Genomic DNA, 25,481 nt, shown 5'->3' with positions numbered 1-25,481 from the left:
GATCACTCGACAGGATAGACCACATCGTTGATATAAAAGGCTTTGTTTCCGACATAGACAAAACCGTCATCGATGTTAAGCTCATATACATTTGATTCGGTAAGATCTTTGCTGAGTTCGATGATGTAGCCCTGTTTTTCAAGCAGGTAGAGTTTATCATCCGTCAAGATCATGCCCAGAAAGTGTGCAAAAGGATATTTCCGTTTCGCTTTCAGCTGAAGCGACGGCGTAAGCGCTATGACCTCACCCTCTTTCGTATTGATCCAGATACCATCATTGCTGAAAATAATATCACGCATCTCATACTTCTCACGACGTTCTTTTTCACTCAATGAAAAGAGACGGTACCCAGTTGCGGCCACCATGACATTGTCGATGACATTGAAATAGATGATATTGTTGAAATTATCTTCGGAGCTGACCAACATCGAACGAAGCACCTGTTTGGTGTCGGAGTTGATAATAACGACCTTGCCGTCAAGTGTCAGATAAAGCACAAGCTCGTTGAGAAAATAAGGATTGACAATACGGGTATCGACGGCTACCGGGGCATTGCCGCTCTCTTTAAAGACCAGCTCTTTTGTTGAGAGTCTGTAGAGTGCCATCTCATTCGTAGCAAACAGAACAGCGATTTTGTCGCCTTTGACGGTAGCACCGGCGATCGTCTTTTTAAGCTCAAGGCGTATTTGTCTGCTTTTGTCATCAATACGCTGCAGCAGAAGCTCGCCGTTGACTTTTGAGGCGATTATCCAGCCGTCACTTTGGCCTATATAGCCATATCCCTCCGGCAGATAGTACTCCTGGAGCCCCTCTTTTGTCAATATCTGACCATTTTCCAAAACGGCACCGTCCGCAGTGGTCCGGACAATCGTCTCTTCCAAAAACGACGACTTCTCCCAGTCACCTTTAACTACTTCGGGCGTATAGTACTCTTTGTTGCTGCATCCGCTGAAGATGACAAGGGCTATAAAAATAAGAGAAGAATAGGCTTTCACTCTTACTTCACCCCGTAATGTGCAAGAGACTGTGCTGATTCGTAGAGAGGCGAGTTGATGTCGATCATGGAGAGCTTTTCTTTAGCTGATGTCACATCCCCTTTTTCCAGTAATAAGACAGCGGCATCGATCAGGGCCAGATCCTTCAGCAGTGCACCGCTCTTTTGCGCATAGTTCTGTAAACCATCGGTGTCTTCTTCGATGGCAGCGAGTTCATATGAAGCCAGGTCGGCGACCGCAAGCGCATCAGAGCTTTGAAGTGTACGGAGCGCTTCCTTATCTTTTGATTTCATCGCTTTTGACAACGACCATACATCGAATAATTTTGGATTAAGTGTTTTTAACTGCTCTTGCGCCGTCTGATCATCGGGATCCGCCATTAAAACATTAAAAGCGGCATTGGATTGATCGATCTTGTTCTGTGTGTAGATATCATAAGCCGAACCGGTACCGATGGCCAAAACTGCAGCCGTTATAAGGCCGATCAGAGGTTTTTTATATTTTTTAACAAAACGTTCTGTCTGAACCGCTTTTTCAAAAAACTGCTCTTCACTGTTGAGCTCGTTTTTAACCATTTCTATATTTTCTTTTAAACTCACTAGTATCATCCTCGTTTAAATTGATGTTATATTATCCAATGCTATATTAAACAGCCCTAATCAGCCCTATAAATAAGCTTTTTTTGTTAGAATAAAGAAAAACAATTCAGGAAAAAATATGCAAGTAGATGACGCACTATTAAAACGTCTGGAAAAACTCTCGTTTTTAACGGTAGCAGATGACAAACGAGAAGAGATAATCGCCCAGCTTAGCGGTATTGTTGATTTTGTTGACAACCTTTCGGAACTTGACACGCAGAATGTTGACGACAACTTTGCGATGACAAATAACGGTACGCTCTTACGTGTGGACAAGCCCTCATGTGACGCAAGCATCAATGACGACATTTTGGAGCATGCGCCGCAAAGCGAAGAGCACTTCTTTGTCGTGCCGAAGATCATCGAGTAGATCATGGTCAAACTCTATGGGATTAAAAACTGTGACAGCGTCAAAAAGGCGGTCAAGTTTTTAAAAGCAAACGAAATTGCTTATGAGCTCATTGATTTTAAAGCAGATCCTGTTGATTGCGCCATTGTCAAGCCTTGGCTTGAGCAGGTGGAGATGAAAACACTGTTCAACACCAGAGGTACGACCTACCGGACACTAAAGTTGAAAGAGTTGAACCTAAATGAAGAAGAGCAGCTTATGTGGCTCTGCAAAGAGAATCTGCTTATCAAACGGCCGGTTCTTGATTATGACGGCAAAATCATGGTCGGATTCGACCAAAAAAGCTATGAAAAGATGTTCGCATAAGCAACTTTTCTATGAAATTAATTTATTTCATAAAGATTTATAATACAATATACAGAGATGAGACCGGTTTCCCAAAAATACCGCTACAGTCTCTAGCATAATCAGGAGTGACTTTATGAGTCAAGCATTAGATATTAGAAAATTATTAAAAAGTGTTGTTGCCTATAAAGCATCGGATCTTCACCTTGTCTCGCGTTCTGAACCTCAGATTCGTATTGACGGCCGTTTGGTCGCACTGAACCTGCCGACGCTCGACGGCAAGATGATCGAAGATATGGCCTACTCACTGTTGACCGAAAAGCAGAAAAAAGAGTTTGAAGAGCATGGCGAACTTGACTTTGCGATCATGCTGCCGGAGATCGGGCGTTTCCGTGCCAACTACTATAAAACGTTAGAAGATCTTGCCTGTGCCTTCCGTATCATTCCTATCGATATTCCGAGTCTTGATGACCTTAACGCAAATCCTGCATTTAAAAAGATCATTCAACGCGAAAAAGGTCTGATCCTTGTCACTGGTCCGACCGGTTCCGGTAAATCGACCACACTGGCGGCGATGCTCAACGAGATCAATGAGACGGAGAACAGACACATCATTACCGTTGAAGACCCGGTCGAGTTCATTCATAACAATAAAAAAAGTCTCTTCTCCCAACGTAATGTCGGTAATGACACCAAAAGTTTCGCCATAGCTCTCAAATATGCGATGCGTCAGGATCCCGATGTCATCCTCATCGGGGAGATGCGTGACCAGGAGACAATCGGTGCAGCATTGACCGCAGCGGAGACAGGTCACCTTGTATTTGGGACACTTCACACCAACTCGGCACCGCAGACGATCAACCGTATTATCGATGTTTTCCCAGGCGAAGTGCAGCCACAAATACGGGCGCAGCTCTCAACATCACTGGTTGCCGTTATTGCGCAGGCGCTGCTGCCGAAGATCGGCGGGGGGCGTATCGCTTCACAGGAATTTATGCTGACAAACCCTGCAATTGCCAACCTTATCCGTGAAGACAAGGTCCACCAGGTCTATTCACAAATGCAATTGAATCAGTCAGAGACCGGTATGGTGACACAGACGCAGCAACTTGTCGAATTTGTACAGAAACGGATTGTAACCAGAAACATAGCTGTCGCTTATTCCAACCGTGCGGATGAGCTTATCCGTATTCTTGAATCTTCCGGGTTATAAACCCAAAGGGCTCATGGGCCCTACCCTTTCCTCTTTTTCTCAACAACCACATTTTTCTCTTCACATGATATATAGCTCAGTGTATAACCTGAATTATAAAAAATCGAATACTGGCTGTATTTTCTGCCAATATCTATGGCATCTTCAAGCGTGATGTCATATACCAGGTAACCCTCTTCACAATGTTCCTCCAGACACCCCCTGGCATCTAAAATCTCGTAATCACTATATAAATCGCTATATAACTTCTGATTCAGCAGCCTGTTCTCTTCTCTTTGCAATTGTTGATTGTGCGGATTGTGTGCTGTAATAATGGCAAATGCTCTGTCAAATAAAAGAGTGTCATTGAAATTTATCAGAAAAAAGGAGAAGGTATTGTACGGGAGAGTTCTACCTCGTAGACATTACGAAGATAGATCTCAGCATAAGAAGGTATCGCTATTAGTGTGTTGCCTCTTTCATTGTGTCTGCGATCAGGAAAGCAAGCTCAAGCGACTGGTCCGCATTGAGGCGCGGGTCACAATGCGTGTGGTAACGTGAAGAGAGGTCTTCATCCGTCACCTGGAACGTTCCGCCGATACACTCCGTAACATCTTTACCCGTCATCTCAAGGTGTACACCGCCGGCGTGCGTTCCCTCGGCTTTATGGACCTGGAAGAATTGTTTCATCTCAGAGAGCACATCATCGACAGGACGCGTCTTATAGTTACTGCTAGATTTGATGGTATTTCCATGCATCGGATCACATGACCAGACCACTTTTTGTCCCTCTTTCTCAACAGCACGGATCAATGCAGGAAGGTGATCCGCAACTTTATCAGCCCCCATTCGGACAATAACATTGAGACGTCCTGCCTCATTTTCAGGATTGAGGATACTGATCATCTTGACCAATTCGTCCGGATCCATCGAAGGGCCAGCTTTGACGCCGATAGGGTTGTTGATGCCGCGCATAAATTCGATGTGCGCACCGTCAAGTTGACGTGTACGGTCACCGATCCATAGCATGTGTGCGGAGACATCATACCAGTCACCTGTCAGGGAATCCTGACGTGTAAATGCCTCTTCATATGGGAGAAGAAGCGCTTCATGCGATGTATAGAAATCCGTCTCTCTGAGTGTACGGTAGGTATTTGATGTCACACCGCAAGCTTCCATGAACTCCAACGATTGCGAAATGCGTGATGCCAACTCTTCATATTTTGACGTCATCTCACCCTGATTTGTAAAGTCAAGGTTCCATTTATGTACCTGATGAAGATCAGCCAGACCACCGCTTGCAAAAGCACGAAGAAGGTTCAGTGTTGCTGTCGACTGGTTGTAGGCCCGGATCATACGATTTGGATCCGGTACACGTGCTTCGGCTGTGAACTCGACACCGTTGATGATGTCACCGCGGTAGCTCGGCAGGGTCACATCGCCGATTGTCTCGGTATCGGAAGAGCGCGGTTTCGCGAACTGACCGCCCATGCGGCCGACTTTGACAACCGGCAAACCGCCTGCAAAAGTCATCACAACCGCCATCTGCATCATCACTTTGAATGTATCACGAATGTTTGTGGCGCTGAATTCCGAGAAACTTTCGGCACAGTCGCCGCCCTGAAGCAGGAACGCCTTGCCGTTGGCGACCTCTCCCAGCTGTTTTTTGAGATTTCGCGCTTCTCCTGCAAATACAAGCGGAGGATAAGAGCTCAATTCTTTCTCAACACGCTTCAGCGCCTCCAAGTCAGGATATATCGGCTGTTGTGTTATTGGTTTTTCTCTCCAACTTGATGGTGTCCAGATACTCATAATATAACCTTGATATTCAATATATTAGTACACTATAATATAGCGCCTCGAATTTTAAAAGAATTATATTACTCAAAAGTTACTAAAAACCCTCTGATTCTGTGAAGTCAACCTGTTTTTATGGCTTGATAAACAGTCTCATTATCTAATTTACAGTTTTGAGCGATATAATACGCGCAAATTAACTACAAAAGACACATCGCCATGGAACTTAATTATTTTGACTTAGTTGTCGGCATCATCATCTTGCTCCTTGGTCTCAAAGGGATCATAAACGGTTTTTTCAAAGAACTTTTCGGTCTTATCGGAATAATAGGCGGGATCTTTGTCGCTTCCCGTTTGGGCGACAGTGTCGGCGGGCTGATCAGCGACACCATTTTCAAATTCGAATCGCAGGCCGCAATAACTTTTGTAGGCTTCATCACAACCTTGATCATTTTTTGGGCGGTGATGATCATTTTAGGCATGCTCTTTACCAAACTTTCCAAGGCAAGCGGTCTCGGTCCTGTAGACAAGGTATTCGGATTTATCGTCGGCAGCGGTAAATTCTTTCTGATCGGCGCCGTCATCGCATATGCCGTCTACAGCATTCAGGCCGTCCGCGTCAATCTTGAACCGATGATGAAGAACAGCCTTCTTTTTCCTGCCATGGTCGCAACAGGCAGCATTATCATGCATATCGATCCTGCAGAGGTCGGCAGCGACATCAACGATACAATAAACGAGGGTGTCCAAACGGCGCAGGAACAGATCGATGAAGCCAAAAAGAGTGTGACGGAACAAGTCGATGAGACACTTGATGAAAGCGCAAAAAAAATCAAACAGAGCGTTAAACAACATATCGAAGATAATATTTCCAAAGGAGAATAGAGATGCCGTCTGAATTTACAGAACGTACCGTTGAGTACGATAAACTCCTGACCGACTTTAAAGCCCTTCTTAAAGAGAAAGCGCTTAAGTTCACCAATCAGCGCGAAAAAATCCTCGAGACCCTTTACTACTCTCAGGAACATCTTACGCCGGAGGCTTTGCATCAGCTTATTAAAGAAAAATACCCTGAGCTCAATGCAGGTATCGCAACAATCTATAGAACCCTTTCCATGCTCGAAGAGAACAATATCGTCTCATCCCTCTCTTTCGGCGTACAAGGCAAAAAATATGAACTCGGCGCTAAAGACCATCATGACCATATGATCTGTACCCGTTGCGGCGAGATCACCGAATTTGTCGACGAAGTGATCGAAGAGCGCCAGCATAAAATAGCAGAGAGCCACGGGTTTAAAATGGAAGACCACTCCATGCAGATCTACGGTATCTGTAAAAAATGTCGAGAAAAATCAGATAATAAATAGAGAAGATCCAGGAGAACTCGTTGAATTTAGAAAACAAATATATACAGCAGCGTATTGAAAAAGCCGACACGCTTCGTGAACTCGGCATCAACCCTTATGACAATGAAAGCAAACGTAACACGACGATGGCGCAATACATCGACGTCAACAGCGATGTCGCCGACATGGAAGATCGACGTGACGAAAAACGTACTTTTACCGTGGCCGGGCGCATCAAGTTTTTCCGTATTATGGGTAAAGCCAGCTTTTTAAAGATCGAAGATGAAAGCGGTATGCTGCAGATCTACGTTGCACGGGACAACCTTCCTGAAGGCTTTTACAACAACGTCTTTAAAAAGAACTTCGAGGTCGGTGACATCATCGAAGTGAGCGGTTACCCTTTTGTGACCAATCAGGGCGAACTCTCTCTGCATGTATCGACGCTTAAACTCTTGACCAAAGCGGTATCCCCGCTGCCTGAAAAGTTTCACGGTATTACCGATAAAGAGCTTCGCTACCGTCAGCGCTACCTTGACCTGATCATGAATGCCGAAGTGCGCCGTACCTTTCATATACGGTCAAAAGTCATCTCGCTGACGCGCCGTTTCTTCGAAGAGAAAGGTTTTCTTGAGGTCGAAACGCCGATGATGCACCCTATCGCAGGCGGGGCCAATGCCAAGCCGTTTGTGACGCATCATAATGCACTCAGTATCGACCGGTACCTTCGTATTGCTCCGGAACTCTATCTCAAACGCCTAATCGTCGGCGGTTTTGAAGCGGTCTTTGAGATCAACCGTAACTTTAGAAACGAAGGGATGGACGCCACACACAATCCGGAGTTCACCTCTATTGAATTCTACTGGGCTTATAAAACCTACAAAGACCTTATCGCGGTCACAAAAGAGTACATCGCCTACCTGTTTGACCATCTGAATCTGCCGACTGTCCTTCCGTATGGAGAGATCGAAGTCGATTACGCAGACTTCAGAGAGATACCTCTGATCGATTCGCTTTCGGAGATCGGCGGCGTTCCAAAAGAGATCGTCAATGACAAAGAGAAGATCATCGCCTACCTTAAAAAGCACAATGTCGAGGTGAACGAGGCGATGAACCTTGGTCAGCTTCAAGGCGAACTTTTTGATGAGTATGTTGAAGAGAAACTGATCAACCCTACTTTCATTACGATGTATCCTGTCGAAATCTCGCCGCTTGCACGCCGTAATAATGAAAACCCGGCATTGACAGACCGTTTTGAGCTCTTCATCGCCGGCCGCGAGATCGCAAATGCCTTCTCTGAGCTTAACGATCCGCTCGACCAGCTGGCGCGTTTCGAAGGGCAGATGGCGGCCAAAGAGAGCGGCGGTGATGAAGAAGCCCATGAGATGGATGCAGACTTTATCAATGCCCTCTCTTACGGTATGGCGCCGACTGCAGGTCAGGGCATCGGTATGGACCGTCTCGTGATGCTTCTTACGAATGAGCACTCCATCCGTGATGTTCTGCTCTTCCCAGCGATGAAACCACTTCAAACAGAAACGGAAAAAGAAGAAAACGAGTTATAACGCGGAACAAGGACATTTTTCTTGCGCCTAACAAACCAATAAAAAGGAACAAAAATGAGTTTTTTACAAGAATTTGACAATGAGATCTACGCTTTTTGCGAAAAAGAGCTTGAACGCCAGACCGATCACCTTGAGATGATCGCGTCAGAGAACTTTACACTGCCGGCAGTAATGGAAGCGATGGGTTCGGTCTTTACGAACAAGTACGCTGAGGGTTACCCGGGAAAACGCTACTATGGTGGCTGTGAGTATGCTGACGGTGTTGAGCAGCTTGCGATCGACCGTGCCTGCAAACTTTTCAACTGTAAGTTTGCGAATGTCCAGCCTCACGCCGGTTCACAGGCCAATGGTGCCGTCTATGCTGCGCTTCTTAAAGCAGGTGATAAGATCCTGGGTATGGACCTTTCACACGGCGGGCACCTGACACACGGTTCAAAGCCATCATTCTCGGGTAAAAACTACTCCAGTTTTACCTACGGTGTCGAACTGGACGGCCGTATCAATTACGAGCGTGTTATGGACATTGCCAAGATCACGCAGCCAAAGATCATTGTCTGTGGTGCTTCTGCTTACGCTCGTGAGATCGACTTCAAAAAGTTCCGTGAGATCGCTGACGAAGTCGGTGCGATCCTTTTTGCCGATATCGCACACATTGCCGGTCTTGTCGCTGCCGGTGAACACCCTAGCCCGTTCCCTTATGCGGATGTTGTGACAACAACGACGCACAAAACATTGGCCGGACCTCGCGGCGGTATGATTTTGACCAATGACGAGGAGATTGCCAAGAAGGTCAACTCTGCAATCTTCCCTGGTCTTCAGGGCGGTCCGCTTGTCCACGTCATGGCGGCCAAAGCGGTCGGTTTCAAATACAATCTTTCACCGGAATGGAAAGAGTATGCTGTCCAGGTTAAAAAGAATGCGGCAGTACTTGCTGATGTCCTTATGAAACGCGGTTACGATGTCGTCTCCGGCGGTACAGACAACCACCTGGTCCTCGTATCGTTTTTAAACAAAGAGTTTTCAGGTAAAGATGCGGATGCGGCACTCGGTAATGCCGGCATCACTGTCAACAAAAACACGGTTCCGGGTGAAACCCGCTCGCCGTTCGTCACATCGGGTATCCGTATCGGTTCTGCGGCACTGACCTCACGCGGTATGAAAGAGAAAGAGTTCGAACTCATTGCCGAACGCATCTGCGATGTTCTTGACAACATCAATGATACGGCGAAACATGCAGCGATCAAAGAAGAGCTTAAAGCGCTGGCACAAAACTTCGTAATCTACAACCAAGCAACTTACTAATGTCCAGTGTGATCTCGCCGTCATTTGCGTTGATTCGAGATCACTACTGGCTCAAACACCCCATTGTCATTGAAAAGATCACGTTTGAAGGCCGCACCTTCTTAAGCAAGTACGAACGTATCGATGCATATCTCAGCGATGAACTGATCCAAAAACATCTCGACAGAAAAATCACGATCGCAACCACAATTCCAAGCGACGCAAACTATTTTGTCATCGATTATAACGGCAGCGAAAAAGAGCTTTTTTACCACAGGGCCGTTAGGATCCTGCGCAGTCAAGGGCTCAATGAGTTTGCAGCCTACGAAAGCAAAACACCTTCCCATCTCCATCTCTATATCGCTTGTGACAACATTTCAGCTCTGAAAAGAGAAGAACTTGGTAAAATAATTTCCGATAAATTGGAAGAAAAGCTCCAAAAGCAGTGGCGTATCTTTCCAAATTCCGCCCTGCCGGAAGCCTATAATATTTTAAATTTGCCATACAATCTCTTTAAAGGTTAACTGATGGAAGAAAAAAACGAGCTCAACGACATTATTCTTAACAAAAGCAGTAAGAGCAACCGTACAAAAAAGGTTCTGCTTACCATTGCGACTTTCTCTATTGTCTTGATCATTGTTGTGGTCATTATGAATCGTTTTACAGCCAAAACAGAGATGTCACTGCCGCATGCGCCAGAAACTGCCAAAGTGGCTCAAGTGGCTGCAGAAGATGTTATTGTAGAACCGGTCTATGAAGCGCCTACCCCAGATGAAGAGAATGCAACTGCCGAAGCGCCGTCAGCTGAGGATGAGACAGTAACGCAGCAGACGGCTGACCAAGCACTTCTCAGTCAGGAAACAGTACCTGTGAAACAAAAAGAGGTGCAAAGCGTCGAAGTCTTTGAAGAACCGCAGATCATTAAAGAGCCTGAATATGTCAAAAGCGCTTCGCCAAAAACAGAGACAAAACCGGCAGCCAAACGAGTAACAAAAGTCGTTCAGACAAAAAAAGAGCCGACCGCAGCCGAAAAACGTCCTTCCGGGAAGTATGACCCGAAAAGCAAACGTGTTCTCAAGACAAAACAAGCCGCAGCCGCTGAGACGGGCAGCTATTTCATCCAGGTAGGTTCTTTTGCCAAATCTTCACCATCACAAGCATTTCTAGACAAGATAACAAATCGCGGTTACACCTACAATATGTTCCATCAATCGAGCAGTAACGGCAAAACCCTGACCAAGGTCCTTATTGGACCGTTTAAGACCGAAGCAGCGGCACGTGAAGCATTGCCTGTCATAAGAAAACGTGTGATGCCAACGGCATTTTTAATCAAACTCTAAAGGGTTATTGTGATCAAAACACAACATTTCATGATCGATCAGTTTGCACCTATCGCGGTGTATGAAAAACTTAAAGAACGTTTCAGCGATGAGATCAGTTTTCTCTTCGAGAGTGCCGGCGGTTCCGAAGGAAATTACTCTATCATCATCATTGGCGCTCGTGAACGTCTGCAGTACAAAGACAATATAACAATGTACACTGATGCGACAGGTTCAGCCGAAATTGTTGCGGAGACCCCTTTCGAGTTTTTAAAAGCATACTATAAGAAAATCGATACCGAGCAATACAAACAGTATGTAAAAGAGCTTGGAATCGGTTACGTAGACGGTTTTATAGGGTACATCGGCTACGATATGGTCAAGGTTTTCGAACCTGTTCTCGCCAGCTATATGGATGCGCTTGAAGATACCATGCATATACCGGATCTTGACCTGGTTCTGCCGAAAATGGTAGCCGTCTATTCGCATAAGACCCATCAGATCACCCTCTTGAGCATGGTTGATGGATTTGACAAGCACTTTGATGAGATTGAGGCTGATCTGAAATCATTGTATCACTATACGCCGCTAAAGCCTTTGGAAGGAAACGATGAAGGCAGCTTCGCTTTCGACAAAGAACAGTTTTTCAATATGGTCGCAAAATCCAAAGAGATGATCAAAAGCGGTGATGTTTTTCAAATTCTGATGACCAACCGTTTTACACAGAACGTGAAGGTTGATCCCTTCTCGTTTTACCGGATCTTGAGAACCAAAAACCCTTCTCCCTATATGTTTCTGATGGAGTTTGAAGCGTTCAGCATTGTCGGTTCCTCTCCGGAAGTGATGGTCCGTCTTACTGAAGGGGAGTTGCTGCTTCGGCCTATTGCGGGTACGCGAAAGCGCGGCAGGACAAAAGAGCTTGACAAAGCGATGGAGGACGAACTGCTTGCCGATCCAAAAGAGCTGGCTGAACACCTCATGCTGATCGACCTTGGACGCAACGACGTCGGCCGTGTTGCAAAAACCGGCAGCGTCAAGGTTGAGGATATGATGCATATCGAACGCTATTCGCATGTTATGCACATCGTTACCGATGTGGTTGCCCAACTGCGTGACGATAAGGACATGTTCGATCTATTTGCCGCCACTTTTACCGCAGGAACAATGACCGGCGCACCAAAGATCCGTGCCATGGAGCTTATCGCTGAATTCGAAGGGTTAAAACGCGGTTTTTACAGCGGTGCCATCGGTTACTTTGGATTTGACGGCAATATGGACACCGCTATTACGATCCGCACCGCACTCGTCAAGCCTGGGCAGGTGATCCTGCAGGCAGGTGCCGGTATAGTTGCCGACTCTGTTGCTGAAATGGAGTATCTGGAGGTCCATAACAAGCTGGGTGCACTGGTAAGTTCGCTGAGAGACCTGAGAGATCCGCAGTGAAGCTCTTTGCCATCTTCGGCGATCCGGTAGCGCATTCGCGTTCGCCGCTTATGCATAACCATGTTTTCAACTCCCTGGGTTTTAAGGGATGTTACACAAGAGTGCATCTTAAAGATGGCAGCAAGCTCAAAGAGACCTTTTTCGCTTTGGGGCTGAGTGGTGCCAATATTACGGTTCCGCACAAAGAGGCGGCCTACAAGGCATGTGACGAGATACGCGGTTTCGCCGGCAAGGTCGGTGTCGTCAACACCATTGTCAATGAAAACGGCAGGCTGATCGGCTACAACACCGATGCCGACGGCTTCATCTACGCCATAAAGCCCTTCGGCAAGATCAACAGCGTTCTGGTTCTGGGTGCGGGGGGCACCTCCAAAGCGCTCTCAACACGTTTCAAAGACGAAGGCATGAAGGTGACGGTGCTCAACCGCTCTGCAGGCCGTCTCGAAGAGTTTAAAGCACACGGTTTTAACACGGCGACATGGGACAGCATCGAGATCAAGCCGTATGATCTCATTGTTAACACCACTTCTGCCGGACTGGAAGACGACAATCTTCCTGCCCCGATAGAAATATTAAAGCCCCTGCTCCAGCAAGCCTCATTCTCAGCCGATGCCATCTACGGGAAGGAGACCCCCTTCCTTAAGCTGTCCAAAGAGCTGGGCATCACCACCAAAGACGGCGCCGATATGCTGCTGGGACAAGGTGTACTTGCCAACAACTTCTTTACAGAGGGCCTCTATGATCTCGAAGCGATCGAACACTACATGAAAGAGAGCTTTCTCTTTTAGTCGTTTCTCTTTTTATTACCGTACCAAGTTAGAATTAATTTATATGAATAAGATATAATCAATATTATGAGTTTAACTGTATATGCGGCAACATTTTTGCTCACTCTGCTATTCATCTATCTTCTGATGCGCAATGCTGAAAAATTGGGACTATTGGATATCCCTAATGAACGCAGTGTTCATCAAAACCCCATACCGAGAGGAGCGGGAATCGGTTTTGTCTCAGCCGTTCTTATCGCCTCTCTGGTTTTTAATTTTTCGCATTTCGTCGAATACTATTATATCTATCTCTCTATATTCATCATTTTTATCGTCGGTGCAATTGATGACAAGCGGGGCGTTACACCGAAAATAAAGTTCCTCTTCATTTTTTTTGCGACAACTATTCTCTATCTGAACGATATCCAGGTATCGTCGCTGGGTAGTTATCTTGGGTATGAGGTCATGCTTCCCCTTATATTAATACTGCCGTTTACTTTTTTTGCGATCGCAGGGTTTACGAATGCTTTTAACCTTCTTGACGGCCTGGATGGCCTCGCAGGGGCTGTCGGCTTGGTCATGCTGGGCGCTTTTTTGGCCATCGGCCTTCTTCACCATGACACGTTGATAATTACGCTCTCTTCATTATTTATCATCGCTGTTTTTACTTTTTTGCTTTTTAACTGGCATCCGGCGATGATATTTATGGGCGACAGCGGTTCATTGACACTTGGGTTTGTTATCTCAATACTGAGTATCCAATCCCTCTCCTATCTGACTCCGGCAGCCGTCCTCTTTATCATCGCCTTGCCGATATTGGACACCTTCATTGTCATGACACGCAGGATCCAACGTGGGATATCACCCTTCCATGCAGACAGGAACCACATGCACCATTTTCTCTATAAAGCCAAGATGGATGTCAAGTTTACGGTTATTTTGATCGTCTATGTTCAAATCGCTTTTTCGATTATCGGGTATCAGTTGAACCAGACGGATAACTTCTTGAACCTTATACTTTTCGGCATACTTTTTTATATCTTTTTAAACCTTCTGGACCAGCGGATCAAGCACCGCCATAAAAGTTAAACACACCATTACTGGTAAATCTGCATCGCTGTTGAGAGGTAAGATATGGAATACCAGGAGATAATCGACCATCTGTATCGTTTGGCGGATCCCAAAACAGCCGAGCAGTCTCAACGGTTCTTTAAAACCGCAGAGGGCGAGTACGGCTTCGGTGACAAGTTCCTTGGAATACGGGTCCCTCTCATCCGTCAAGCGGTCAAGAAGTATGAAACGGCACCGTTTCATACTATAGAAAAACTTTTAATGTCGGCGTATCATGAGGTCCGCCTCTTTGCATTACTCCTGCTGGTCTTTCGCTTTTCGAAAAGCAGTGCAGCTGAACAGGAAGCGATCTATCATCTCTATCTTAACAACACGCGCTACGTAAACAGCTGGGATCTGGTCGACAGTTCGGCCCCTTACATTGTCGGTGTTTTTCTGTATACCAGGGAGAGAGCCGTCTTATACGAACTTGCACGGTCCGACCTGCTTTGGGAACGCAGGATAGCAATTATGGCCACCTTCCACTTCATCCAACATGATCAGTTCACCGATACACTTCGAATCGCCAAGCTGTTGCTCAACGACCCCGAAGAGCTGATCCACAAAGCTGTCGGCTGGATGCTTAGAGAGGTCGGGAAAAGGGATCTGGCCGCCGAAACCGCATTTTTGCAAGAGAACTATCATAAGATGCCCAGAACAATGCTGCGCTACGCCATCGAAAAGTTCAGCATTGAAGAACGCTCAAACTATATGCAGGGAAAGATATAAGCGTTAAAGTGCCCGCATATATCTTTAAAACAGCAGTAACAACAGAGGTAACTGTTCGAATAAGATTGATGATAGTTTCAGAGTGTAAAATACGCCTAACAAAACATCAGGACGACCTATGGCAGAGAGTATCGAGATCATATCATGGAACGTAAACGGAATACGTGCCGTTGCAAACAAGGATGCACTCAAGTGGATCGATGAACGTCAGCCTGACATCTTATGTCTCCAAGAGATCAAAGCACTTCCGGAACAGATTCCAAGCGATCTTTTTGAACTAGAATACACGGCACTGAATGTCAACAGCGCCGAAAGAAAAGGGTACTCGGGTACAGCGACCTTCTCACTCATGGAACCCGAATATACGCATAACAGGCATAATATCGATCTTGAACGTGAAGGACGCATCGTCGAGCAGGACTATGGCGATTTTGTGCTTTTTAATGTCTACTTTCCAAACGGGCAGAAAGACGAAGAGCGTCTTGCACTGAAGATGAAGTTTTATGACGACTTTCTGGCGCACTGCAATGCGCTACGCGACGAAGGAAAATCGGTCATCATCTGCGGCGATGTCAACACCGCGCACAGAGAGATCGACCTTAAAAATCCCAAGGCAAATGCAAAAACTTCGGGATTCCTTCCTCAAGAGCGTGCCTGGATCGACAGGCTGATCGACAACGGCTACATCGATACATTCCGCTACGTCCACGGCGATAAAGAGGATGAGTACAGCTGGTGGTCATACCGTTCAGGCGCACGAACCAAAAATGTGGGATGGCGCATCGACTACTTCTTTATATCGGATGATCTGGCCGAACTCCTGGAAGACGCCTTCATACTTCAGGAGATCACCGGCTCCGATCACTGCCCTGTCGGTATCCGTCTGGCCCTATAATTTTTTATATAATCTGGGAATAATTCCTAGCTTTTCGGTAGCCTGATACGAAAGCATGCCCCTTCGTCGTCATTTCTAAAGCTCAACTCGCCGCCACAATGTTCTTCAATGATCTTCTTGCTCATATAAAGCCCCAAGCCGGTTCCTTTATCCTGCGGTTTTGAACTGAAGTAGGCATCAAATATGTATTCCGTCAGCTCTGCCGGGACCCCACCGCCGTTGTCGCATACCTCTAGAAAGATGTTCATCTCATCGTTAAATGTATGAATCCTGATCTGAGGAGTGCTTACAGCTTTTTCAGCGATAACATCTTCCGCATTTTTCAACAAGTTCAATAGTACCTGCTTAAGTTCATTAGGATAACTGTAAAAAAGTTCACTGCTTTGAAGATTGGTATGGAGCGTGATATTGTTGTCTTCAATATGCTCTTTTATGATCCTTAGCGTTGCCGTGACCACCTCGTCAAATGAGGTACGTTCCTTTGCCCTTGTTATTTTAAAAAAGTCTCTAAAGTCATCAATAGTTGCGGAGAGGTGCTGTGTCATCGTATTGATAGTATCAAGGTTCTTTTGACATGAACTGTAGTCTATCGTGTCAAGATGGATCTTAAGATCCATCTCGGTTGCTGCTGTAGACATAATATGCAGCGGCTGACGCCACTGATGCGCGATCATGCCGACCATTTCACCAACCTGTGCCAGACGGGCCTGGTGCATGAGCTGTGTATCTTTTTCAATATTTTTTGCCACTTCGCTTTTTACCCGTTCTTCCAATGCGCGGTTAAACTCTTTAAGTTCTATACTAAGTTCAATCATCCTCTTTATTTTTCTAAAGTAGGTGTGACCGCTTAAAACCAATATGATCATTGCAACAATCGTCACAAAGGCGATAATGGTGTGCACTTCACCCCCGTAGTAGAGAAATGAACTGCTTAACATCAGCAGGATCGTTACGCTATAAGTAAAAAAAGCATGAAAGACCGATCCAAGGGGTAACGTGGCTCCCCCTGACAAGGTCAATAAAACAGCCATGGTAAAAAAGCTGTAGAGAACCGGTGCGTAGATAAGTGTCAACCAGCTGGTCAACCCCCAAAAAAATGCTGTCATGAATAATGAAAGAATATAGTATTTAAGAAACCTTGCTTTCAATGGGTCATTTTTTTTCGTATAAAACTCAAGTTTCTGCGCCAACAGGATACGGGTTATCATCACTATCGATTGGGCGACATACCACAAAAGAAGAATTGGCATCGGAATATAGTGGTACATGACTGCACAAAAAAGAGTAAAACTCAGAAAATTTCCTAACGGCACACCCTTTTTCATCCCACCTGTCATCATATAGATAAGCTCTGGATAATATTCTAACGATTGAAACTTTGCTGATGTCTCGACAGTGTGCATACAAAAAGACCTTTATGGTTAATACAACAAGTATACAATAGAAAGCGTCTAAAAAAATTATAAATTGTTATAAAAGAGGGAATTAATCTCTCGCGGGAGAGATTAAAGGGGAAATCATTTGTTTTTTGGACGGAAGGCCTTGATGACGTTCTCATTGCACTCAAGGTAAGGACCTTCGATCAAGTCGATGCAGTACGGCACAGCCGGAAAAACAGCATCCAGACACTCACGGATCGATTTCGGTTTACCCGGCAGGTTGATGATGAGCGATTTACCGCGTATACCAGCTGTCTGACGCGAAAGAATCGCCGTCGGGACATACTGCAGTGAGACCTGGCGCATCAATTCGCCGAAGCCCGGCATCATCTTTTCACAGACATTCTCCGTTGCCTCCGGTGTAACGTCACGCAGGGCCGGGCCTGTTCCGCCTGTCGTTACGACAAGGCAGCAGCCTGCTGCATCGCACAGCTCTTTCATCGTCTCTTCAATCTTGCTCTGTTCATCGGGAATGCATCGGTATTCGATCTCAAATTCACTGCTTAGATACGCTTTCATCGTTTCCTGAATCGCCATCCCCGAAATATCCTCATAGATGCCGGCGCTGGCTCTGTCTGAAGCGGTAATAACACCGATCTTAATCTCACTCATACTCTTCTCCTTGTAAAAAATGGTTCGCACCTTTGATCAGATAGACCGTCGCAAAGGGCACAAAAAAGGCATAGGCTGCCTCAACATCGGTTATTCTGTCTTCACTGCCCAGGTAGACCTCTATTTTTGTCCCTCTGGCGGCAACAGAGCGCAGTTCATCATGTTTCCACTCATAACTCAACAGTTCGTCAAGCTCCTCATAACAGTGCTGTGAAAAGAGGACATCCTGCACGCCATGCGGTAGAAAACAGTTCTTTGTAAAATTGGCGATGTAGGCATCACTGCTCTTTTGATAGCCCATGCGCTGTAAGCGTTTGAACTTCTCGCTTTTGCTTTGAAAAAATGCTGGCGAGATGAGCTGCAGGGTATCGATGCGTTTCTCGCTTTTCAAGGTCTCCTTGAACGCTTTGATCGCACCGTAGCTGAAACCGCTGCGTGCATAGGGGCCCTCAGCCAAAAACGCATCAAAAAAATGCGACTCCCCCTGAAGTGCGAAACCGTTATAGTACATCTGCCATCAACTCACCGATTTGATCTTTTGTAATGGACTCTTTACGCATCAGCACCTCTTCGATCGAGATCAGAGCAGGCTCAAACTGGGAGAGACGGCTTTTTGCATCCTGATACAGGCTGTCGAGAATCGCGACATCTTCTTGTTCCGAAGCGACAACACCATTTCCCATGCCGTATAGGTCGACCATCTCCAATGCCATTTTTTTTGCCTGCTTGAGGTCATTCTGCACATTGCTGGCATGCTCATTAAAATGAATATCACAGGCAGCCATACCGCCAAGCAGAACTTTGATATGTGCCTCGATCTCGCTTTGTATCATCGGTGCGTCTATCTGCGGTTTGATCGTCTCCGAGGAGAGCATCACTTTCTCAAAAGGCAGTCCGTATGCATACGCCAAAGCTGCTTTACCTGCTAAATAGCGGGCTCTGAACTGTTTTTGCTGCTTTGATAGAATGGAGAGCTTCTTTTTCCCGTAAGCCACCTTGTCCTTGACGGCATAGAAATGATCCATCTTCACCTGCATTTCATGCTCGCGAAGTGCCATCAACGCAGCCTCATTGACAAGTGCAGCAAGCGAAGCGCCGTTAAAACCGACACTCATTTGAACGATCTCATCCACATTGAGACTGTGCGGCACTTTCGAGAGGTAGGTATTGATGATCGCTTTACGCTCTACCGGTGTCGGCAGTTCCACAAATATGCGTCTGTCGAAACGTCCGGCACGAAGGAGTGCCGCATCCAGAACATCGATCTTATTGGTGGCAGCGACAACGATCACGCCGCTGCTGTCTTCAAAACCGTCCATCTCGGTGAGCAGCTGGTTCAATGTCGCTTCGCGCTCATCGGAACGGTTGCCGTCGCGTTCTTTGCCGACAGCATCGATCTCATCGATAAAGATGATAGAGGGGGAGTTGTTTTTGGCTGCGCTGAAAAGTTCATGCACGCGTTTTGCTCCCATGCCGACATAGATCTGTACAAAAGAGGCCGCACTCTGGTAATAGAAGGGCACCCCCGCCTCCGCGGCAACCGCTTTGGCAATCATCGTTTTGCCGACACCGGGAGGACCGACCAACAGTACCCCTCTCGGCATACGCGCACCGAAGGATTTAAACCGTGACGGATTGCGCAGAAACTCGATGATCTCCTGGAGTTCCTGTTTGACATCAGCTATACCACCTATATCGTCAAAGGTGACATCCGACTCTACCGGTGTGATGACCTGGCTGCTCTCATCCTTGTTCTGAAGTGATGCGAACGGCATGGCTTCGCCCTCTTCGCCGTGCTGTTGTTTCATCCAATAGCGTCCGGCATACGAAAGCAGTCCCAGAACGATAAGAACAAAAACGATGTATACAAGATAAGAGCTCTCTTTGTCCACTTCGACAGCATAGCTTTCCAGCAATTCCGGCGAAACCTGCGTCAATGCAATACGGTAGAGGCCTGTCGGTGTCTTGATGTAAAAATAACCGTCACTCTGAACGATATGCTCTATCTTCTGCTCTGCAATCAGCGATTTGACCTGTTGCAGAGAGGCTTCCTGCGACGTGTCACGCAAAACCGCGAAAGCGACCAGTATAATGATAATAGCGGCAGAGGCAATCAGAATTATACGGTTTTTTTTAGAATCGAGCATAGTTCCCATCCTTTTCGACCCGATACTCCTCTACATTCAGCCAATTGCCGACAAGATCCTGCGTCGACTCGATGATTACCTTGTTAAAAAACTGGTCAAGCCCGTGGAAGCGGCCCTCTTTCTCACTCTCAATCAGTACCTCCAGCGGCAGATGTGCAAACTCTTTTCTGAAGGCAAGGTTGTTTGCGTCAACCAGATCTGTCAACTCTTTTAGACGTTTCTTGGCCACCGCGCCGTTGACTTCGCCTTTCATCGTCGCAGACGGTGTCCCGTCACGTTTGGAGTAGGTAAAGGCATGGACATGGGTAAGCGGGAGACGTTTAAGGTTTTGCATCGCCTCCTGCCAAAGGGCCTCCGTTTCACCGGGATGACCGACAATAAAGTCAGTCCCCAACGCATACCCTTTTTCCCGCAGACGCTGAAAAAGGGCTATATCGCTTTCAAATTTGTTACGGCGGTTCATGATCTTGAGCATGGCCGGCGACGTGTGCTGCAGTGCAATATGAAGGTGCTTTTCAAGCCATGGCTCATCCAAAAGCTCTTCAAAGGCATCGGTGATCTGTATCGGTTCAAGCGAACCCAGGCGGATACGGCGTACACCCCGTATCTGACTCATCTTTTTAAGCAGCGAGGCCAAGGAGCGCTCTTCTCTGTGGCCGTATGAACCGACATTGGTCCCCGTCAGGATAAACTCCCCGAAACCGTTGATCGCCAGCGTTGTGACCTGTTCCAGTATCTTGGCCTCATCCATCGAGCGCGAATCCCCGCGTACATAAGGAATAATACAGTACGAGCAGCGGAAATCACACCCTTCCTGTATCTTGATAAAAGCTCTGGACTTGCCCACAAACTCCTCGACGATCGTATCATCGACAAAGTTCAGATCGCCGAGTTCGTAGAAGCGCTCTTTCTCTTTTAGCAATGTGTTGATCCTGGTCTTCTCCGACTGGCCGAAAACACCGAAGACCTTTTTGTTCTCGAAAAGCGACTCCCCTTTGGTATGCGCACCGCATCCTGTCAGATAGACCTCTGCTCTGGAGCTCTTTTCAATACTGTTGATGTAGCCGCGCACACCGACATCGGCACTGTTGGTCACCGTACAGGAGTTGACGATAATAATATCGGCTTCCGCCTCGTTCTCCGTAATATCAAAATCTTCCAGATTGCTCATCATTACCTGGGAATCAAAAAGATTGGTACGGCAGCCGAAGGTCTTTACATAAACTTTTTTCTTCATCAGATAACCTCATTTTCATTGCTGCCCGGCAGCTGTGGCATTTTTCGCTTGTTCATCGTAAGATTGAGCTGTTGCGTAGGGTAGGCGATCGTAATGTCATCTTCCTGGTTGAACATATCGATGATCTCGGTAGAGATCGTACTGCGCAGTGTCAGCGTCGCATAGGCGTTGGTAAGGTACCAGACACTGACGTTAAGCCCGTTAGGCTCGATAAACGAAAAGATACGCGGCTCGACATTGGTATTTTTAAGGCTGTATTTATGGCGCAGTTTATTGAGCTGTTTACGGGTGATGTCCGTGTAGCCTTTGGAATACTTGCGCGCCGCCTCTTTAGCGATCTGCATCGCTTTTCTGTGGTTGGAATCAAAGGTGATCGTAATATCGATCCCGTCCCAGACCGTCTTGAGCGAATCATGCGAATAACTGGCGATCATCCGGGTAAAGACATAGTTGTTCGGTACGAAGATGATCCGCCCTGCCCGTCTGTTGACATCATACGTCGTCAAGGTAATATCTTCGAGCAGTGTCATTCTTAGCAGGGAGATATCCATGACATCACCCACATACTGCATTCCGTCCATATCGACACGGATCCTGTCGCCGACATGGATCGATCCGCCAAGGACGATCACCAGCCATCCGAGCATCGACATAAACCAGTCCTTCATCGCAATGGCGATACCCGCAGAGGCAAACCCGAGCACGGTGACGAGGTAGGAGACATTCTCGATGTAGTTAAAGAGCAGAATGATCATGATAAGTATAAAGTTACCGAAATTGATCACCTTGTTGGCCATGTAAAAACGGTCGTTTTCCGTAATGTACTTTTTACTCATCATCTTCAGGAAGATAGAGAGCCCGAACAAGAAAAGGATGATCAGACCGATCTTGGTGAGTTTGTAAAGCTGCATCTCGATCTGTTTGTTCACCTTGACTTCGATCTCGTCGATGCGTTTATCATAGATGTTCGCGGTGATCTCCAAGATCTCTCTTGCGTTCGTAAATTTGTCAAGACGCTTGATCGTGTCGCTCAGGGCACTTGCATAATCGCCGTTTTCGTGTATAGCGATGAGACTGTTCAAGATCTCTTTTTTCTTCTCCAGCAGGGAGATAACCTCATTGAGTTCTGTGCCGCGCTTGTTGTAGTCGGCATAGATCTCCTCGAGATGTTTGATAAAAGAAACGGCCGTAAAAATATCGACAGGATTCGAAAGTACCGGAATCTCTTCGATCTCTTCGGGCTGCAGCAGCGCTGCAAAAGCACTTTCACCCTGTTGTTTCTTCAGCAGCTCAAACTGCTGTGAGAGAATCTTCTCTTTGCTGTTAAGGTCTTCCAGTAGCTCTTCGTCATGCGCACTTTTATGACGCTTGCCTGTCAGTTCCTTGATCTCGTCTTGGAGGTTAATGAGGTCTTCACGCACCTGTGCGTAAGCGATATGAGAACTGTAGCTCTTTACCCAGATGTTGTCTTTTGCTAAAAGGTCATCGACTCTCCTGAGCTCTTCCGACTGTTCGGCGATGCTCTCGAGCCTCTTTTCTTGGATAAGACGTTCGTTCTCGGCAATCGATGATTGGATCAGCAGCTCCTGGGCAACGCTGTCGTCATCGCTGCTGTTGCTGTCAACCTCCACTGCTTCGGGCGCTGCCAAAAGTGCTGTCTGCAGCAAGAGAACAGCAAAACAAAGTCGTAGATTAATTAACCGCATAACGCTCCAGTACCTTTTTAATCGTTGACGCATCGATGGCATCGGTGATCTCTACCCCGCCCAGAGATCTTGGAATAATGAACGTTATCGCCGAATCCGCACTCTTTTTATCCAGATAAAATGTCTCGTAAAAACGGTCAACATCTTTGATCGTATAGCTGACCGGCAGATCATAACGCTCCAACAATGTTTTGACACGCTGTGCTTCGTCGCTGCTCATCCATCCGAGTTCAACAGCCGTATCATTGGCCATGACCATCCCGATCGCGACAGCTTCACCATGCAGGAAACCGGTGTAGTCGGTCTCGTTTTCGATCACATGCCCGAAGGTATGACCATAGTTCAGCGCGGCACGAAGCCCTCTCTCTTTTTCATCCTTGGCCACAACCCGGGCTTTGGTCATAACCGACTTTGCGACAGCTTCAGCCAACTGTTTCTCATCACCCAGGTCCGCGGACTCCAACCATGCAAAAAAGTCGGCATCGAAGCAGACAGCCATCTTGATGACTTCAGCAACACCCGCGGCAAACTCACGCTTTGGCAGAGTCTTCAAAAACGAGGCATCGGCGTACACCGCTTTGGGCTGATGGAAAGCCCCCACCAGGTTCTTCCCGTATTTGTTGTTGAAACCTGTCTTGCCGCCGACACTTGCATCGACCTGAGCCAACAGTGTCGTCGGTATCTGAATAAAATCGATACCGCGCTGGTAGATACTGGCGGCGAAGCCGGTCATGTCTCCGATCACTCCTCCGCCAAAGGCGATCAGAAGCGAGTTCCGGTTAAAACGCGCTTCAAACATCCCATCCAGGATCATCTCGATGCTCTGCCAGTTTTTGTACTGTTCACCGTCAGGCACAGTGATGATGTGCAGCTCTTTTGCATTGATCTTTGAGGTTAAATATTCCAGATGAAACGCGGAGACGGTCGGGTTTGTCACAACAGCAACTTTGGTGTCAAAACTGAGCTGAGAAAGCGGGTCAATGATCACTTGATAGGAGAGATCGATCTCTTTTTTGAGGTTGATATCGATGGTCATTTAATGGTCCATTATCTTTATAAATTATAATAAAGATAATACTTTACACCAACTTAAAAAACAGTGAATAAACGGCCTCTGAAAAAAGCTTTTTCCTAAAGTGAAGCAATGTGGAGGCAAGGCCTTAGATCTTGATCGGAATAAAAAGCTGATGATAGCTGTTGAGCTTGTGATAAAGCGACTCGATGTCCGTAGAGAAAAGTGTCGAACCTTTCGCCTGCAATACATTCTCGGTGAAAGGGATACAGTGCAAAAAGTTCTCCCGTCTGGAGAGCTTTCGTATCGGATTGTCGTGATGGAAATTGACATGAATATTTTTGGAGAAGATAGCCGAAAGATTGCGATAATGCTCGACGATCTCATCTTGTTCACTGCTCTCTTCACTTTCATTTTTCAGCAGTTCAAGGTTGTACCCCATCTGCGAGGAGAGGTCAAAAACGGTTGTTGATATCTTTTCAAGGTCCTTATTGTCATTTAGGATCAGCACCGTATCACGGATCTTGGCAACGGAACGTTTTGCCAATGAGAGGATCGGCACATTGGCATCAAAAAGGATCTCCCGCATTTTATCTTTCGCAAACATCTTCGATGAGACCATGATCAAACCGATATCATAGTTTTTGACATCGTTTAAAACGACATCGTCGATATAGCTCTCTTTATAATCCACATCAACAATCACGCGTTCATCACGTTTCTCTTTAATCTTTGTCAAAATCCCGATATCACCCGGATTGCAGACCTTGATGACAAGACGGTTTTTAAAGTATGCATGGACTGCAATCGCTTTCTCCACCAGATGAAGTATCTCTTTTTTGTCCTCTTTAAGCATGTCGACAAAAAGATAGAGATTCGTTCCGAAGGGTTGAGGGAACTGTCCAATTTCACGTTTGATCGCACGGTAGACCGAATTCAATACAGCCGGATCACCGACCAGAAGAAGCTGATCGTTGGGATGGATCATACGCCGTTCTTCAGGCAACAGCAGTTTTCCGTCTCGGTAGATGCCGACGATGCGCCAGTTGTTCTGTTCAATGACACCGATATGACGGTAGACGAAAGAGCTGCCAAACGGTACCAGCACCTCCATGATCTCCCCTTCACCTAGACCGACATTCTGTGCGATGACCGGTACATTAGGCAGGTAGTCGAACATATGCGAGGCAAGGATCTCGTTGGTGTTGACCTGGACAATATTGGAGTCTTCGAGTTTCAAGGCCCAGTGATCGATGACAATGATGCGCAGCTGTTTCTTGGAGATGCGGATATTGGCGATGGTGTTCTCGATGTCCGTAGGGTTTTTCATCGCGATGAAGACCTGGCTGAACTCCATTTTCAACACATTCGAGAGTTTGTAGAGACTTGTCGGATCAAATTCAAAAAATTTAAAACGGGATACCGGCGCATTTTCAAACACTACCGCTTTAGGCTGAATGACATAGTAGATATTGTCTTTGGTAAACGTATCAATAGCCCGCTGGATAAAATGGCGTCCAATCGTACTGTCGCTGATTATCAAGATCTTTTTCATGCGCA

The 25,481-nt window shown here is 46.5% G+C and carries 26 protein-coding genes; 14 read left to right on the top strand and 12 right to left on the bottom strand.

Annotated features, from left to right (window positions below):
- Positions 1–2: 2 nt before the first annotated feature.
- Positions 3–995 carry a hypothetical protein gene (locus WCY20_RS06880; RefSeq protein ID WP_345978078.1) on the bottom strand — a complete coding sequence of 331 codons (993 nt, stop codon included), beginning with the start codon at positions 993–995 and terminating at the stop codon, positions 3–5.
- Between the two features lie 2 nt (positions 996–997).
- Positions 998–1,570, bottom strand: a complete 573-nt coding sequence (locus WCY20_RS06875) for a hypothetical protein (RefSeq protein WP_345978076.1) — start codon at positions 1,568–1,570, stop codon at positions 998–1,000.
- Between the two features lie 142 nt (positions 1,571–1,712).
- Here WCY20_RS06875 and gatC point away from each other — a divergent pair, with 142 nt between their 5' ends.
- The 3 genes from gatC (at position 1,713) to WCY20_RS06860 (ending at position 3,540) form a co-directional block, all read left to right on the top strand.
- On the top strand, positions 1,713–2,003 hold the full coding sequence (gene gatC / locus WCY20_RS06870) for an Asp-tRNA(Asn)/Glu-tRNA(Gln) amidotransferase subunit GatC (protein WP_345978075.1): 291 nt from the start codon (positions 1,713–1,715) through the stop codon (positions 2,001–2,003).
- Positions 2,004–2,006: 3 nt separating this feature from the next.
- A complete protein-coding gene (locus tag WCY20_RS06865) occupies positions 2,007–2,348 on the top strand; it encodes a Spx/MgsR family RNA polymerase-binding regulatory protein (protein ID WP_345978073.1) in 342 nt (113 codons plus the stop codon).
- A gap of 115 nt (positions 2,349–2,463) precedes the next feature.
- Entirely contained in the window at positions 2,464–3,540 is a 1,077-nt protein-coding gene (locus tag WCY20_RS06860) for a type IV pilus twitching motility protein PilT (protein WP_345978071.1), read from the top strand.
- A 20-nt stretch (positions 3,541–3,560) separates the two neighbouring features.
- On the opposite strand, the gene WCY20_RS06855 is transcribed toward WCY20_RS06860, so the two are convergent.
- Together WCY20_RS06855 and WCY20_RS06850 are read right to left on the bottom strand one after the other, a co-directional pair.
- Positions 3,561–3,851, bottom strand: coding sequence for a DUF3293 domain-containing protein (locus WCY20_RS06855; RefSeq protein WP_345978229.1), 291 nt, complete (start codon positions 3,849–3,851; stop codon positions 3,561–3,563).
- Between the two features lie 130 nt (positions 3,852–3,981).
- Positions 3,982–5,334 (bottom strand): 3-deoxy-7-phosphoheptulonate synthase class II, encoded by a 1,353-nt coding sequence (locus WCY20_RS06850; protein WP_345978227.1) that lies wholly within the window; start codon positions 5,332–5,334, stop codon positions 3,982–3,984.
- Between the two features lie 201 nt (positions 5,335–5,535).
- Here WCY20_RS06850 and WCY20_RS06845 point away from each other — a divergent pair, with 201 nt between their 5' ends.
- From WCY20_RS06845 to WCY20_RS06795, 11 genes are all read left to right on the top strand, one after another.
- Entirely contained in the window at positions 5,536–6,201 is a 666-nt protein-coding gene (locus WCY20_RS06845; RefSeq protein ID WP_345978069.1) for a CvpA family protein, read from the top strand.
- A 2-nt stretch (positions 6,202–6,203) separates the two neighbouring features.
- On the top strand, positions 6,204–6,683 hold the full coding sequence (locus WCY20_RS06840; protein WP_345978067.1) for a Fur family transcriptional regulator: 480 nt from the start codon (positions 6,204–6,206) through the stop codon (positions 6,681–6,683).
- A 20-nt stretch (positions 6,684–6,703) separates the two neighbouring features.
- Positions 6,704–8,224: a lysine--tRNA ligase gene (lysS, locus tag WCY20_RS06835; protein WP_345978065.1), complete on the top strand. Its 1,521-nt coding sequence runs from the start codon at positions 6,704–6,706 to the stop codon at positions 8,222–8,224.
- A 54-nt stretch (positions 8,225–8,278) separates the two neighbouring features.
- The gene (locus WCY20_RS06830) at positions 8,279–9,526 is read left to right on the top strand and encodes a serine hydroxymethyltransferase (protein WP_345978063.1); all 1,248 of its coding nucleotides are present in this window, start codon (positions 8,279–8,281) and stop codon (positions 9,524–9,526) included.
- Positions 9,526–10,029 (top strand): DUF1882 domain-containing protein, encoded by a 504-nt coding sequence (locus WCY20_RS06825; RefSeq protein ID WP_345978061.1) that lies wholly within the window; start codon positions 9,526–9,528, stop codon positions 10,027–10,029. Before WCY20_RS06830 ends, WCY20_RS06825 begins: the two co-directional genes overlap by 1 nt.
- Positions 10,030–10,032: 3 nt before the next feature.
- A complete protein-coding gene (locus tag WCY20_RS06820) occupies positions 10,033–10,845 on the top strand; it encodes an SPOR domain-containing protein (protein WP_345978059.1) in 813 nt (270 codons plus the stop codon).
- A gap of 9 nt (positions 10,846–10,854) precedes the next feature.
- Entirely contained in the window at positions 10,855–12,267 is a 1,413-nt protein-coding gene (locus WCY20_RS06815; protein WP_345978058.1) for an anthranilate synthase component I family protein, read from the top strand.
- Positions 12,264–13,055, top strand: coding sequence for a shikimate dehydrogenase (locus WCY20_RS06810; RefSeq protein ID WP_345978057.1), 792 nt, complete (start codon positions 12,264–12,266; stop codon positions 13,053–13,055). The genes WCY20_RS06815 and WCY20_RS06810 overlap by 4 nt, the downstream gene beginning before the upstream one ends.
- Before the next feature lie 66 nt (positions 13,056–13,121).
- Positions 13,122–14,123, top strand: coding sequence for an MraY family glycosyltransferase (locus WCY20_RS06805; RefSeq protein WP_345978055.1), 1,002 nt, complete (start codon positions 13,122–13,124; stop codon positions 14,121–14,123).
- Between the two features lie 45 nt (positions 14,124–14,168).
- Positions 14,169–14,873: a DNA alkylation repair protein gene (locus WCY20_RS06800; protein ID WP_345978054.1), complete on the top strand. Its 705-nt coding sequence runs from the start codon at positions 14,169–14,171 to the stop codon at positions 14,871–14,873.
- A gap of 118 nt (positions 14,874–14,991) precedes the next feature.
- Complete coding sequence (locus tag WCY20_RS06795; RefSeq protein ID WP_345978053.1) at positions 14,992–15,768, top strand: exodeoxyribonuclease III; 777 nt, start codon at positions 14,992–14,994, stop codon at positions 15,766–15,768.
- A gap of 26 nt (positions 15,769–15,794) precedes the next feature.
- On the opposite strand, the gene WCY20_RS06790 is transcribed toward WCY20_RS06795, so the two are convergent.
- The 8 genes from WCY20_RS06790 to WCY20_RS06755 all read right to left on the bottom strand — a co-directional run bounded on the left by WCY20_RS06790 (position 15,795) and on the right by WCY20_RS06755 (position 25,476).
- Entirely contained in the window at positions 15,795–16,874 is a 1,080-nt protein-coding gene (locus WCY20_RS06790) for a HAMP domain-containing sensor histidine kinase (RefSeq protein WP_345978052.1), read from the bottom strand.
- Positions 16,875–17,285: 411 nt separating this feature from the next.
- Positions 17,286–17,819, bottom strand: coding sequence for a molybdopterin adenylyltransferase (gene mog / locus WCY20_RS06785; protein ID WP_345978051.1), 534 nt, complete (start codon positions 17,817–17,819; stop codon positions 17,286–17,288).
- Positions 17,812–18,330, bottom strand: a complete 519-nt coding sequence (gene bioV / locus WCY20_RS06780; RefSeq protein WP_345978050.1) for a pimelyl-ACP methyl ester esterase BioV — start codon at positions 18,328–18,330, stop codon at positions 17,812–17,814. Before bioV ends, mog begins: the two co-directional genes overlap by 8 nt.
- Positions 18,320–19,966: an AAA family ATPase gene (locus tag WCY20_RS06775; protein WP_345978048.1), complete on the bottom strand. Its 1,647-nt coding sequence runs from the start codon at positions 19,964–19,966 to the stop codon at positions 18,320–18,322. Before WCY20_RS06775 ends, bioV begins: the two co-directional genes overlap by 11 nt.
- Complete coding sequence (mtaB, locus tag WCY20_RS06770) at positions 19,953–21,203, bottom strand: tRNA (N(6)-L-threonylcarbamoyladenosine(37)-C(2))-methylthiotransferase MtaB (RefSeq protein WP_345978046.1); 1,251 nt, start codon at positions 21,201–21,203, stop codon at positions 19,953–19,955. The genes WCY20_RS06775 and mtaB overlap by 14 nt, the downstream gene beginning before the upstream one ends.
- Complete coding sequence (locus WCY20_RS06765; protein ID WP_345978045.1) at positions 21,203–22,909, bottom strand: mechanosensitive ion channel domain-containing protein; 1,707 nt, start codon at positions 22,907–22,909, stop codon at positions 21,203–21,205. The genes mtaB and WCY20_RS06765 overlap by 1 nt, the downstream gene beginning before the upstream one ends.
- Complete coding sequence (gene aroB, locus WCY20_RS06760) at positions 22,896–23,945, bottom strand: 3-dehydroquinate synthase (protein WP_345978043.1); 1,050 nt, start codon at positions 23,943–23,945, stop codon at positions 22,896–22,898. The genes WCY20_RS06765 and aroB overlap by 14 nt, the downstream gene beginning before the upstream one ends.
- A gap of 124 nt (positions 23,946–24,069) precedes the next feature.
- Positions 24,070–25,476, bottom strand: a complete 1,407-nt coding sequence (locus WCY20_RS06755; protein WP_345978042.1) for a TrkA C-terminal domain-containing protein — start codon at positions 25,474–25,476, stop codon at positions 24,070–24,072.
- Positions 25,477–25,481: the final 5 nt, after the last annotated feature.

This window comes from Sulfurimonas sp. HSL3-7 (assembly GCF_039645985.1).
In the GTDB taxonomy this organism is placed as follows: Bacteria; Campylobacterota; Campylobacteria; order Campylobacterales; family Sulfurimonadaceae; genus Sulfonitrofixus; species Sulfonitrofixus jiaomeiensis.
The sequence above is the reverse complement of the archived record's forward strand: the minus strand, read 5'-3'. Positions and strand labels throughout refer to the sequence as shown.

Excerpts from the sequence above, each read along its gene's own strand:
- gatC (WP_345978075.1), top strand. The coding sequence starts at position 1,713 with ATGCAAGTAGATGACGCACTATTAAAACGTCTGGAAAAACTCTCGTTT.
- WCY20_RS06805 (WP_345978055.1), top strand. The coding sequence starts at position 13,122 with ATGAGTTTAACTGTATATGCGGCAACATTTTTGCTCACTCTGCTATTC.
- WCY20_RS06865 (WP_345978073.1), top strand. The coding sequence starts at position 2,007 with ATGGTCAAACTCTATGGGATTAAAAACTGTGACAGCGTCAAAAAGGCG.
- WCY20_RS06840 (WP_345978067.1), top strand. The coding sequence starts at position 6,204 with ATGCCGTCTGAATTTACAGAACGTACCGTTGAGTACGATAAACTCCTG.
- aroB (WP_345978043.1), bottom strand. The coding sequence starts at position 23,945 with ATGACCATCGATATCAACCTCAAAAAAGAGATCGATCTCTCCTATCAA.
- mog (WP_345978051.1), bottom strand. The coding sequence starts at position 17,819 with ATGAGTGAGATTAAGATCGGTGTTATTACCGCTTCAGACAGAGCCAGC.
- WCY20_RS06800 (WP_345978054.1), top strand. The coding sequence starts at position 14,169 with ATGGAATACCAGGAGATAATCGACCATCTGTATCGTTTGGCGGATCCC.
- WCY20_RS06765 (WP_345978045.1), bottom strand. The coding sequence starts at position 22,909 with ATGCGGTTAATTAATCTACGACTTTGTTTTGCTGTTCTCTTGCTGCAG.
- WCY20_RS06775 (WP_345978048.1), bottom strand. The coding sequence starts at position 19,966 with ATGCTCGATTCTAAAAAAAACCGTATAATTCTGATTGCCTCTGCCGCT.
- bioV (WP_345978050.1), bottom strand. The coding sequence starts at position 18,330 with ATGTACTATAACGGTTTCGCACTTCAGGGGGAGTCGCATTTTTTTGAT.
- WCY20_RS06845 (WP_345978069.1), top strand. The coding sequence starts at position 5,536 with ATGGAACTTAATTATTTTGACTTAGTTGTCGGCATCATCATCTTGCTC.
- WCY20_RS06860 (WP_345978071.1), top strand. The coding sequence starts at position 2,464 with ATGAGTCAAGCATTAGATATTAGAAAATTATTAAAAAGTGTTGTTGCC.
- WCY20_RS06875 (WP_345978076.1), bottom strand. The coding sequence starts at position 1,570 with ATGGTTAAAAACGAGCTCAACAGTGAAGAGCAGTTTTTTGAAAAAGCG.
- WCY20_RS06795 (WP_345978053.1), top strand. The coding sequence starts at position 14,992 with ATGGCAGAGAGTATCGAGATCATATCATGGAACGTAAACGGAATACGT.
- mtaB (WP_345978046.1), bottom strand. The coding sequence starts at position 21,203 with ATGAAGAAAAAAGTTTATGTAAAGACCTTCGGCTGCCGTACCAATCTT.
- WCY20_RS06790 (WP_345978052.1), bottom strand. The coding sequence starts at position 16,874 with ATGACAGCATTTTTTTGGGGGTTGACCAGCTGGTTGACACTTATCTAC.
- WCY20_RS06825 (WP_345978061.1), top strand. The coding sequence starts at position 9,526 with ATGTCCAGTGTGATCTCGCCGTCATTTGCGTTGATTCGAGATCACTAC.
- WCY20_RS06820 (WP_345978059.1), top strand. The coding sequence starts at position 10,033 with ATGGAAGAAAAAAACGAGCTCAACGACATTATTCTTAACAAAAGCAGT.
- WCY20_RS06755 (WP_345978042.1), bottom strand. The coding sequence starts at position 25,476 with ATGAAAAAGATCTTGATAATCAGCGACAGTACGATTGGACGCCATTTT.
- WCY20_RS06830 (WP_345978063.1), top strand. The coding sequence starts at position 8,279 with ATGAGTTTTTTACAAGAATTTGACAATGAGATCTACGCTTTTTGCGAA.